12 protein-coding genes and 1 riboswitch are annotated in these 11775 nt (G+C 46.3%); of the genes, 9 read left to right on the top strand and 3 right to left on the bottom strand.

From position 1 onward, the window contains the following. Positions 1-531, bottom strand: a 531-nt coding sequence (locus OCV63_RS14775; protein WP_262670897.1) for an IS607 family transposase, incomplete at its 3' end; no start/stop codon positions are given. Positions 532-632: 101 nt separating this feature from the next. Continuing rightward, positions 633-729, bottom strand: a riboswitch (purine riboswitch). A gap of 111 nt (positions 730-840) precedes the next feature. Here OCV63_RS14775 and spoIIID point away from each other — a divergent pair. Continuing rightward, positions 841-1098 carry a sporulation transcriptional regulator SpoIIID gene (spoIIID, locus tag OCV63_RS14770; RefSeq protein ID WP_158365068.1) on the top strand — a complete coding sequence of 86 codons (258 nt, stop codon included), beginning with the start codon at positions 841-843 and terminating at the stop codon, positions 1096-1098. A 156-nt stretch (positions 1099-1254) separates the two neighbouring features. On the opposite strand, the gene OCV63_RS14765 is transcribed toward spoIIID, so the two are convergent. Then, entirely contained in the window at positions 1255-1533 is a 279-nt protein-coding gene (locus OCV63_RS14765) for a hypothetical protein (protein WP_158365067.1), read from the bottom strand. Between the two features lie 65 nt (positions 1534-1598). Continuing rightward, positions 1599-3287 carry an ABC-ATPase domain-containing protein gene (locus OCV63_RS14760; RefSeq protein WP_158365066.1) on the bottom strand — a complete coding sequence of 563 codons (1689 nt, stop codon included), beginning with the start codon at positions 3285-3287 and terminating at the stop codon, positions 1599-1601. A 192-nt stretch (positions 3288-3479) separates the two neighbouring features. Here OCV63_RS14760 and OCV63_RS14755 point away from each other — a divergent pair, with 192 nt between their 5' ends. The 8 genes from OCV63_RS14755 to OCV63_RS14720 all read left to right on the top strand — a co-directional run bounded on the left by OCV63_RS14755 (position 3480) and on the right by OCV63_RS14720 (position 11733). Then, complete coding sequence (locus OCV63_RS14755) at positions 3480-4196, top strand: GntR family transcriptional regulator (RefSeq protein ID WP_262670896.1); 717 nt, start codon at positions 3480-3482, stop codon at positions 4194-4196. A gap of 37 nt (positions 4197-4233) precedes the next feature. After that, positions 4234-5229: a sugar ABC transporter substrate-binding protein gene (locus OCV63_RS14750; RefSeq protein WP_158365064.1), complete on the top strand. Its 996-nt coding sequence runs from the start codon at positions 4234-4236 to the stop codon at positions 5227-5229. 39 nt (positions 5230-5268) lie between these two features. Then, positions 5269-6747 (top strand): sugar ABC transporter ATP-binding protein, encoded by a 1479-nt coding sequence (locus tag OCV63_RS14745; RefSeq protein ID WP_158365063.1) that lies wholly within the window; start codon positions 5269-5271, stop codon positions 6745-6747. 29 nt (positions 6748-6776) lie between these two features. Continuing rightward, complete coding sequence (locus OCV63_RS14740) at positions 6777-7745, top strand: ABC transporter permease (RefSeq protein WP_262670895.1); 969 nt, start codon at positions 6777-6779, stop codon at positions 7743-7745. A 3-nt stretch (positions 7746-7748) separates the two neighbouring features. Further along, complete coding sequence (locus OCV63_RS14735) at positions 7749-8456, top strand: N-acetylmannosamine-6-phosphate 2-epimerase (RefSeq protein WP_158365062.1); 708 nt, start codon at positions 7749-7751, stop codon at positions 8454-8456. Between the two features lie 19 nt (positions 8457-8475). After that, positions 8476-9381, top strand: a complete 906-nt coding sequence (locus OCV63_RS14730) for an ROK family protein (protein ID WP_158365061.1) — start codon at positions 8476-8478, stop codon at positions 9379-9381. Between the two features lie 135 nt (positions 9382-9516). Then, positions 9517-10365 (top strand): C39 family peptidase, encoded by an 849-nt coding sequence (locus OCV63_RS14725; RefSeq protein ID WP_158365060.1) that lies wholly within the window; start codon positions 9517-9519, stop codon positions 10363-10365. Between the two features lie 162 nt (positions 10366-10527). Then, positions 10528-11733, top strand: a complete 1206-nt coding sequence (locus OCV63_RS14720; RefSeq protein WP_158365059.1) for a hypothetical protein — start codon at positions 10528-10530, stop codon at positions 11731-11733. The last annotated feature ends 42 nt before the right edge of the window (positions 11734-11775 follow it).

Genomic DNA, 11775 nt, shown 5'->3' with positions numbered 1-11775 from the left:
ATGGAGTATTGAAACAATATCCTGCACAAGTTCTTCTTGTGGTGATAATGCTTCATTATTTACCACCACAATGGTTGTGTTAAACTTCATACAGAATTTTTCAAACCAATCATAACCAAACCTAATAAATCTATCTTTATGGGTTACGATTATAGTTTTGATTTTTTGCTCCATTACTTCATCTAATAACTCATTCCACTTTTTACGATTGTAATTCAGTCCACTCCCATAATCTTCCATACATTGGTCTACAATGATTCCTCTGGCATTACAAAACTGTCTTAAAAATGCGACCTGGTTTTGTAAATCATCTTTTTGGTTTCTCGTAGACACTCTCGCATAAATAACTACTTGGCGTTGGTCATTTTCGGTATTTATGCCTTTAAATTGAAGATACTGGTCGTAAGTGTAATAACGCCTATCCGTTGGAGTTCGATTTGCTTTTAGAGTTCCTTCCCTATCCCAGCGTTGCAATGTCTTAACAGACACGCCTAACAATTCAGCAAAATCTTTTGGCTTGTAATTTGTGATATTTGGTGTGTTCATAATAGCTTACTCCTTTGAGTATATTTAAACACATTCAATCACATTTGTCAATTGCTTTAATTTCTTAACATTTTCTCCTGAAATAAAAAAATGACTACCGACAGGGTAGTCAACCAGTTTGGCGGTTGGTAGAAACGTCTGCCCGTTTTGCAGACTTATACCCAATTTATTATACCTGAAAAGGGGCAGAGTTTCAATACCGGGTTTTGCTTATATAGAGAATCTGTTTCCGGCAGGGTATAACCGCAGTGCTCCCTTCATAAGATGTAAAAAACGTTCTTATGGGGGAAAACCTTGAAGGATTATATCGAAGAACGAGCGGTAAATATAGCGAATTATATCATTGAAAACAATGCGACAGTGCGGCAGACAGCGAAGAAATTTGGAATCAGTAAGAGTACGGTACATAAGGATGTAGCAGACCGCCTTCTGCATATCAATCCGGGCCTTGCAAGACAGGCCCGGAAGGTGCTTGATGTGAACAAATCCGAACGACATATCCGGGGCGGCCTGGCGACCAGAGAAAAATATCTGCATCAGCATGGCAGATAGAAAAATCTGTGTTTTGCAGAATACAGGAGAAGCCCCATCATTGCCGATACGGATGGAAGAGTCTGGGCCAGGTGATGCGGTGGATTTAAGTGAAAAATGAGATGGAAAATGGCACACGGGGACGTGTGCCATTTGGTTGTTTATTAGGTGTATAAATTATTTTTCAAAACCGGTATCTTTGCAAAACTGCTCAATACTATCTGCATTTTTGGCTGCTTTCAGCCAGGTTTTGAGTTCTTTTTCATCAGTAGTGGATTGGATACGGTTACTTACCTGCTGTGGAATGGTACCAAGCTCAGACAGACACAGCAGAACAGCATCTACAAGTCCTTTTGTAATACCCTGAGTAATACCCTGAGTAATACCTTGGGTAATGCCGTGTGTTACTCCAGCATTCCATCCATCATCATATAACATCTGTCCCAAATCAGTCATTTTGATTACCTCCCATTAATCTCTCTACTTTGTCAATGTGTCGGCCCCCGTGTGGGGCCGTGAGTTCACATCCGATACCGGTTCACACACCCCAAAATCTCCTGCCCCCGGGGTCGTGCCAACGAGGCCCTCACATCCGCCCCGACAAACAGGCTTTCCAGTCCCTTGCTGTCGATCTGCGCTTCGATAAGCTTCGCCAGCTCTTCCATACTCTTATGTCCGTCCATAACGGACACCTCCAAATACTTCAGAATATAGGCCAGCGCCATGGTCTGCTCGCTGTCGCGGAGCTGTTCCAGGTAGCGGAGTTCTACGGTGTCGTAATTCAGGGAGAGTTCGCTGGTGCCTGAGGCTTTCAGTTTCAGGCGGTCGTCTTTTTTGAGGGCTGCGTTTGGGCGCGGGCAGCGCCTGGAATGGACGGTGGGGAAGGCGGACTGGGCAGCAGAGAAGACCGGGAAGTCTGCGGCAGCTGCCTTGGCTTTCTCTGTGATGTCCAGGGGAACGTATTCCTTCATCTGGATGATGTGGTCGGCCACGTAGAAATACGAACCGGAGCTTCCGGCTACAATGATGGAGGAAACTTCCAGATCTTCATAGAGACTCCGTACCCGCTCGATAAAGGGGATAATCGGCTCTTCTTCCGGAGAAACCACCTGCTGCATCAGCCGGTCGCGAATCATAAAATTGGTGGCAGAGGTATCTTCGTCGATTAACAGCAACCGGCTTCCACTTTCGACGCCTTCCATCAGATTGGCGGCCTGAGAAGTGCTTCCGCTGGCGTCTTCGGTAGAAAAGTGAACGGTGTCTTTTCTTCCCGGAAGCTGCCGGATAAACGGCGAGATATCCACATCTGTGACGCTGCGGCCGTCCTCGGAGCGCAGCTTCCAGGCACTTTCATCAGTAATGACAAGCTCCCGTCCGTCCCCTGCAATGTGGTTGTAGACGCCATTTTGCAGGGCCTGCAGCACCGTGGACTTGCCGTGATAGCCGCCGCCCACAAAGAGGGTAACGCCTTTTGGAATGCCCATACCGCTGACCGCTCCGCGGTGAGGCAGCGTAAGCGCCACTTCCATGGAAGCCGGAGAGCGAAACGGAACCGCCTGCTCCATAGGCTTATCAGAAACGCCGCTCTGACGGGGCAGGATGGAGCCGTTGGCCAGAAAAGCGCAGAGTCCCAGTTCAGGAAGCTTTGCGCGGATATACTGTTGATCCTCGCAGAGCTCAATAGCAGTTTTCAGCCGTTCCTGACTAATTTTCCGAAAATAGAGACTATTCAGTACGCAGCCCGGCAGAATGTCAAAGAGCATCTTTTCCAGTCCCCGTGCGTCGATAGTCCGTCCGTGCGCCGGAAAACCGGCCTCGAAGCGAAGCGTCACTTCCCCTTTATTTACCCGGCAGGCGGTACGCTCCAGCACCTCCTGGCCGCAGCGTGAGACGGCGAGGAGACCGCTTTTTCCAGAGCCGCCCGCCTGCTTGCTGCCCCGGGCGATCTGCGCGCCGAAGAGCCGGGTCAGGTGATCCTGCAGGGTGACGCGTTTCGGCAGCGTGTCATAATATTCTGCCGGAAATGCGGCTCTTTTCGCGGGCACAATCACAGACAGCCGGGAGGGCGCTGCGAAGGGATCCCCCTGTACGTGGTCAATAGACAGCGTATAATTCCCGAAATCATACTGTCCTTTCAAATCTTTATAAGCCGGATAGCTCCGGTGATCGATGGAGCGGAGTCTGCTCCGCAAATCCTCTGATGATTTCATAAAAAACTCCTTTGCAGAAAGATATGATTTAGAAAATTATAACAAAAAATTGATATTAAATAAAGCATTCTCGGGGGACTTATGATACAATCAAAAATAACAGTTGACAAAGTCAGATACTTGGTATAATATATTGATATATCAATATACCGATATACTGACATGCCAATAATAAACAGAAAGGTGATTGATATGATTGATAAGACAAGTCCGGTTCCCATGTACTACCAGTTGAAGGAGATGTTAGAAAACCTGATTAAATCGGGAGAATTAAAGCCCGGCGACAGAATCTATTCAGAAAATGAATTATGTGAGATGTATGATGTGAGCAGAATTACTGCCAAACGCGCGTTGGACGAGATGGTAAAGGCAGGGTATCTGTATCGGTTACCCGGCAGAGGAAGTTTCGTTCAGGGCAGGAAAATTGATCACAAGCTGTCAAATTTTTATTCATTTACAGAAGAGGTACGAAAGCAGGGAATGGTTCCGTCGTCCAAAATGATTGAGTTGTCGGTGATAGAGGCCGATGAATTTATCAGCGAGGGACTTGAAATCCCGGAAGGTGAAAAGGTTACATTCATTAAACGTCTTCGTATGGCAGATGACGTTGTGATTGCATTGGATTTTTCTTTTATACCAATAGCAGTGTGCAGTAGTATCACATGGGAGGAACTTGACAACAATTCACTGTATCATGTATTAACTCAGAAAGGCATTGTACCGGAACGAGCGGTGGAGTCCTTTTCTGCGGAATTGCTGACAGAAGAGGATGCAAGGCTTTTAAATAGTCAGCCTGGAACAGCATCACTGAAGGTGTGTAGAAAAACCTACAGCGGAGATAAGCTGATAGAGTATAATTACCGCTATTATAAGGGACAGCAGTATTGCTACAAGGTTGAGTTGAAATGAAACAGCAGAAGAAGGTTTTTTTACAGGAGGGTAAAAGATGAAAAGAAAAGGTTTAGTAATCACAATGTTACTGTGTGCAAGTATGATGTTTACAGCGTGCTCTCAGGGAGAAAGTAAGGATACTGCAAATACAGCTACAGAGAGCACAAGCACTGAGACGACAGAAGCGTCTTCCGACAGTGGGGTTTCGAAGATCGCGTATACCTGCCAGGATTTGACCAATACCTATTTTGTTGACGTGGCCAACGGTGTAAAGGACAGATGCGATGAGCTGGGTATTGAAGTAAATATTCTGGACGGAAAAGCAGATGTGGCAAATCAGATCACAGCCTTTGAAAACCTGATTGCAGATGGCACAGACGGTATTATTGTAAGCCCCATTGATCAGACGGCGTTGACTCCCTCTGTGGAAGCGGCAGTTGAGGCAGGAATTTCTGTCATTTCCGGAAATCAGTTTGTAGAAGGAAGCGAAGCTTTCGTTACCGTTCCGGAGTATGATTACGGCTTCACCATTGGAGAAGAAGCAGGAAAATGGATTAAAGAAAAACTGGATGGCAAAGCTGAGGTAGCCATTTTCGACTACCCGGAACTGGAATCTATTATCGATCGTGGAAACGGTATTCAGGATGGTATCTTAAGCGTAGCGCCGGATGCGAAAATCGTAGCGAGACAGAGTGCAAACAGTACAGAAAAGGGAATGGCTAATATGGAAAATATTCTGCAGGCTAACCCGAATGTGGAGGTTGTCGTATGCGTAAATGATGCAGGCGCACTGGGCGCATATGAAGCCATGATGGCGGCAGGAAAGGACAGTGATCGTGTATTTATCGGCGGTCTGGACGCTATTTCCGAAGCTTTAAATAAGATTAAAGAAGGTGGAATCTACCGAGCAACCGTAGATATCCAGCCTTATGAGACAGGAAAACTGTTTGTGGATACTCTTCTTAAGGTCAAGGAGAATGGACCAATTGAGGATACCATTGTAATTCCGATGAAGGTTGTCAATGCGTCCAATATTGGTGATTATGAATAGAGAATGGGATTCACTATGAGAGGATAAATAGGTGAAAAAATGGCGGAAAAGCTGCTGGAATTAAAACATGTGACAAAAAAGTTTTCCGGTGTTACCGCATTGGATGATGTATCTCTGGACATTGAAAAAGGAGAACTTCTGACGCTTGTGGGAGAGAATGGAGCCGGAAAGTCGACATTAATTAAAGTAATTACAGGGGCACACGAGCCAACTTCAGGAGAATTATGGTTCGAGGGTCGGAAGATAGAGCACAATACTCCGTCTCTTGCGAAACAGTTGGGAATTGGCGTAATCTATCAGGAATTAAATCTGATGCCGCAGTTGACGGTAGTGGAAAATATCTTCTTTGGAAAAGAATTGAAAAAAGGGCTGGTTTTGGACAAGAAAGCGATGTTGGAAAAGTGCAGAACCATGATTGCAGAGTTGGGCGTCCACATTGACGCCCAGGAGAGAGTGTCCAATTTGTCAATTGCGGAGCAACAGATAATAGAGATTGTGAAAGCGGTTTCTGAAGATATAAAATTTCTGATTATGGACGAGCCGACAGCCCCTCTTACAAACAATGAAATCGAGAAAATGTTTGAAATCATAGCAAAATTGAGAAAAAAAGGAGTTTCAATTTTGTATATTTCACACAGACTGGAAGAAGTATTTCAGCTTGCGGATCGAGCCTGCGTGCTGAGGGATGGAAAGCATATTATTACGCTGCCTATTTCTGAGATCGATAAAGCTGGATTAATTCGATATATGGTAGGCCGGGAACTGGGTCAGGATTATCCGGAACGCGAAAAAGAACTTGGTGATGAGGTTTTGCGGGTGGAAGCCCTGACCAACCGTCGGGTAAAACATTGCAGCGTCTCAGTGCGTGCAGGTGAAATAGTGGGCTTTGCAGGGCTTGTAGGAGCAGGAAGAACGGAGTTGGCCAGAGCAATATTTGGTGCGGATCCGGTATCCGGGGGAAAGGTTTATCTGAGAGGAAAAGAATTGAAGATACACTGTCCGCAGGATGCGATTCGATGCGGAATTGGACTCATTACAGAGGATCGAAAGAATCAGGGGCTTTTATTAAATAAGGGCATAGATTTTAATACGGTGTATGCCAGTATGGAACGTGTCAGTCATGCAGGAGTTATTCGCTCTAAAGAGGAAAAAGCGATGGCCAAAAAGTATATGGATGCTATGAATATTAAAGCATGGTCACCATCTCAGAAGACAGGGACATTGTCTGGAGGAAATCAGCAGAAGGTGGTATTGGCAAAATGGCTGGCAACAAATTCAGAAGTACTGATTTTTGATGAACCTACGAGAGGAATCGACGTAGGGGCAAAAGCGGAAATATATCAGTTAATGCGCCAACTTGCTGATGAAGGAAAGGCTATTATTATGATTTCATCGGAAATGCCGGAATTGATCGGTATGAGTGATCGGATTATGGTTATGCGTGACGGTGAAATTATGGGAGAACTTTCACGCCAGGAAGTTACACAGGAGAAAATTTTGACACTGGCAACGGAATAAGAGATGCATAAGAAAGAGGTAAGGCTCGCATGAAGGACAATAAGGGCAAAAATAAAAGAAAAACACAGGGAATGTCAAAATTTGCCATATGGATAGCGCTCGTGGTGTTAATGCTGTTTTTTTCAGTTGCGTCCAGCGGATTTTTGACTCCGACCAATCTATTTAATGTATTACGACAGGTGGCGGTAAATGGCATTGCTGCCGTCGGAATGACAATGATTATCATAACAGGCGGAATTGATATCAGTACAGGCTCTATTATGGGAGTGGCATCTGTAGGCTGCGCGTCTCTGATGGCGATGGGAGTATCACCCATAGTGGCAATGGTGATCGTACTGGTTGCAGGTTTACTTATCGGAATCTGTAATGGATTCTTTGTATATGAAATTGAACTGCCTCCTATGATTGCTACATTGGCAGTATCGACGATTTTAAGAGGAACGACTTATATTATTTCAGGAGGTCTGCCGGTGTATGGTCTTCCGAAATCCTTTAATATTATCGGACAGGGATATTTCGGTCCGGTTCCAGTTCCGGTTATCCTGATGATTATTTGCTTTGTAATCGGATGGTTTATTTTGGAAAAGACAGCTTTCGGAAGATATATTTACGGAGTTGGAAGCAACAGTGAGGCGTCCAGATTGAGTGGCGTCAATGTGCGGAAGGTTATTTATGCGGTATATGGTATGTGCGGTTTGTTTTCCGCGTTGGCTGGAATGGTATTATTGAGCCGGGTAAACAGTGGACAGCCCAAGGCCGGTGAAAACTATGAAATGGATATCATTACGGCAGTTGTATTGGGAGGAGTAAGTACAAGCGGCGGAGAAGGACGAATTGTCAATGTAATCGTAGGCCTTCTTTTGATAGGTGTACTGCTCAATGGAATGGTTTTGATGAATATTCCGGATTACTATCAGAGAGTGGTGAAAGGAGTCGTATTGTTACTTGCAATCAGCTATGATAAACTCAGCCAGAAGCGTGCTAGAAAAGGAGTATAAACTATGAAGGTAGAAGAATTAAAAAAAGGATTAATTGTGTCATGCCAGGCTACGTCGGAGGAGCCCATGCGCAACAGCGATATTATGGGAAGATTTGCGTATGCCGCGCAGATGGGTGGTGCAGTAGGCGTAAGAGTCAACGGAATTGCGGATATTTTGGCATGCAAGCAGATGATTCATATTCCGATTATTGGAATTGTGAAGCATGTATATGAAGGTTATTGGAGTTATATTACGCCGACGCTTCGTGATGTGGAAAATGTATATGAAACAGGCGCGGAGATTATTGCAGTGGATGCAACAAAATTGCCGAAGCCGGAAGGAAAAACCACAGAAGAGCTGCTGACTTCGATTAAGAAAGAATTTCCGGACGTGATTCTGATGGCGGATGTATCTACACTGGAGGAAGGTCTGGCTGCGGTAGAACTGGGGTGTGATCTGGTATCCACTACACTGGCCGGATATACAGAGTATACCAGAAATGACGCGGATCCGCGAATTGTGGAGCTTCGGGAGCCGGATATTAAGCTGGTAAAAGATCTTACAGAGCGGGTGAAGGTACCTGTGATTGCAGAGGGAAGATACTGGGACGATAAGCTGGCGATTGAAGCGTTTAAGGCGGGAGCCCACAATGTGGTAATCGGAGCAGGAATTACGCGTCCGCAGATTATCACCAAGAAGATCGTAGATAATATTCAGGAATATCTGTAAAAAGAAAGGGGAACCGGAGATGCCGATAGTAGCAGCGATAGATACAGGCGGAACAAAAATTGTGGGAGCTGCAGTTGACGAAAAAGGTAATATATTAAAAGAAATACGAATCCCCAATACAGAAAGAAACGGTTCCTTTATTATGGATACCTATCGAAAGCTGATCTGGGAACTGGACAGTGAATATGAAATCAGCGCTGTGGGAATCGGGGCCGGTGGCCGGATTGATGAAGAGAGCGGAACGGTTCTGTACGCAGTGGATATTTACAAAGACTACATTGGCCTTCAGATAGGAAAGATATTGGAAAATGAGTTTGCAGTTCCGGTGGAGGTTACCAATGACTGTCGGGCGGCAGTAATCGGAGAACACTGGATGGGAGCAGCCAGGGGCGCAAAGGATGTATTTGGTATTATCCTGGGGACAGGTGTTGGCGGTGGTTATTATACGGAAGGACATATGATACGCGGATATCGTGGCGGGAACGCGGAAATTGGACATATGATTCTGCACCCGGGCGGAAAAAAATGCCTGTGTGGGCAGAGAGGCTGCGTAGAACAGTATGTTTCCGGAACGGCCTTGTGGAATCTGTATCGGGATAAAAAGCCGGAAGCGACAATTACTTCAGGGTATGAGTTTTTTAATCTGTATGCAGCAGGCGATGAGACAGCGCAGAAGGTGCTGGAGGAATTTGTGAACGACCTGGCTTATTGTATCGTAAATGCGGCTAACCTGTTTGATCCGGAAATTTGTCTGATTGGCGGCGGTCTGGCGGATACCAGTGAATATTGGTGGGACAAGTTGAAGAAAACTTATTCATTATACGGAAATTCCCATACAAAAAATATTCCGCTCGTTAAGGCAGCTCAGGGAAACCGGGCAGCAATTCTGGGTGCGGCAAAACTTGCTTTTGATGTTTTAAAATAGTACGGAAATAGGTAGAAAAGAAAGGGCTTATAGGAAATATAGGTCCTTTTTTAATTCTTATTAAGAAAATCTAAATATCTCTTTTCTTTTTCTCTGCTATACTGAACCCATAGAACGAAAGAAGAGGGGACTATCATGACCAGACAGAAGCACAGAGAAGGCTACCGGGATGAGAGGGGAGCAGAGCCGGGAAAGGAATGGAATGAGAAGAGAAAGAGCAGACGCCGCCGGAATCGGCGGAAGGCCCGCATCTGCTTTCTGGCGTCCATGCTGGGTACGCTTCTGGGGGCAGTCCTGCTGGTTCTGGTGGCCTATACAGCGTTAAATCTTTTTTGCGGGTTTGGAAAAGTGAATACGCAGAAATTGCGGGAGCAGGGTTACCCGGAAAGCCTGATTGCGCTGGTGGAGCGCAACCCGGAGACGAAGGATTTTGTGCTGGATTATCCGAAATACAAGGGCCTGGAAGAAATTGACATTTCAAAAGAGGTGACAAAGGGAGAAATTCCACATTTCCTGCAATGGGATGAGCGCTGGGGATACGAGACCTATGGCAGCGATTTTCTGGCAGTAACCGGCTGCGGTCCTACCAGCCTGTCTATGGTGGTATGTGGGCTGACCGGCGATACAAAATGGAACCCTTACGAGGTGGCAAAAATGGCTGAGGACAATGGCTATTATGTGGACGGCTCCGGCTCTTCCTGGGAGCTGATGAGCAGCGGAGCGGAAAAGCTGGGGCTTACCGTCTCCAGCGTGATTTTTGATACGGAGCATATCCGTTCCACCCTGGAGGCGGGCCAGCCGATTATCTGCGTGATGGGCCCGGGCGACTTCACGGACGCGGGACATTTTCTGGTGCTGACAGGCGTGGATCAGGAGGGCGACATCATTTTGCAGGATCCGAACAGCGTGGAACGGACGAAACAACACTGGGATGTACAGAAGCTGATGAATCAGATGAAAAACTTGTGGTCCTACCGTGTGTAGTGACCTGCTAAAAAGTACAAAAGTACAAAAAGCAGAAAGAAAAGATAGCCAGAAGATAGGAAATACGTTACAATAAGAAAAATAGGAAAATTTCACAGCAATCCGTAATGAAAATGCGGAAAATCTGAAAAGCTCGGGTGCATGGATAAAAGGAGGGTCTGCATGAAAAGAAAAATGAATGCTCTGATATGGAGCCTGTGCGCAGTGGTAGCCCTTGGCGGCTGCGCAGTTTCAAAAAAATCGGATACAGGCAATGCAGACACGGATACAGACACAGTTCTGAAGGGCGATGCAGGAGAGACAGCAGATTCGGCGGATACAGCGGAGGCATTTTCAGCGGAGGCAGGTTCATCCAACACAGCAGATGCCTCAGACGCCCGCGATCTGACCACTGCCGAGCTGCAGAAATTCACCGACTGGATCAACGAGGGCGATAACGGTGGCAACTATGGCTTTCTGCTATCGGATTACCGGGATCCGAAGGATGCTGATCTGGGGGAAATCTTTTATTCGGGCGCGGGCATGGCCACAGAGCCGTTGACAGCCGCGGAGAGGCAGGAATATCTGAAGATATCCGGTCGGGAAGATATAGAGACAGACTGTGTCCGGCTTACGACAGAACAGATTAACTGTGTTCTGACCAAAAGGCTTGGCTGTACGTTGGACGAGATGAGCCAGGAGCTGCCGTGGTTTTATCTGGAGAAGGCAAAGGTCTGGGTCACGGAGCATGGAGACACGAATTATGTAAACTTCACCTGCGTCAGCGGACGGGAGCTGTCGGCGGGCGTCTATGAGCTGGACTGTGTACCGGGAGATGAGAATTACCGGCCATATGTGCATTCCTGTCACCTGACCTTACAGGAGGATGGAGAGGATTACCGGATTCTTTCCAATGTCTTTGACGACAGCCTGACTTATTCCAGATCCATTTACCGGATCGATAACCAGAGCTTTAAGGTAGATTTGGGCGGAAGCTGGGGCGAGGTGATTTTTACCTCCTATGCGCCGGGAAAGACCATGTACGGCAATCAGGACGTGAGCTTTTCCCTGGTAAAGGATAATGCGGAAATCTATGATTTTCCGGGAATTACGGAAAATGGCTATCGGGATCCGCTGTTGTTTCAGGAGGTGCTGGCGGTCAGCTTTCAGGATTATGACGGGGACGGGCAGAAAGATGTGATTATCATCTGCAGTTATAATGATTTATACGGCGAACCGGGGAATCGGATCAGCAATGAGGTGCGCCTTTACCGGAATATGGGGTATAGCTTCCGACTGGATAGTGACAGGATGGATTGGCTGAATGCGAATGGGTTTCACAATAATATTGATGAAGTGATGGCTCATGTGAAGGATGAGATGAAGTAAAAAATGCTGGAGATTTCGTTTTTATTGGAATCTCCAGCATTT

It is taken from the genome of Laedolimicola ammoniilytica, from assembly GCF_025567165.1.
Lineage (GTDB): Bacteria > Bacillota > Clostridia > Lachnospirales > Lachnospiraceae > Laedolimicola > Laedolimicola ammoniilytica.
The sequence above is the reverse complement of the archived record's forward strand: the minus strand, read 5'-3'. Positions and strand labels throughout refer to the sequence as shown.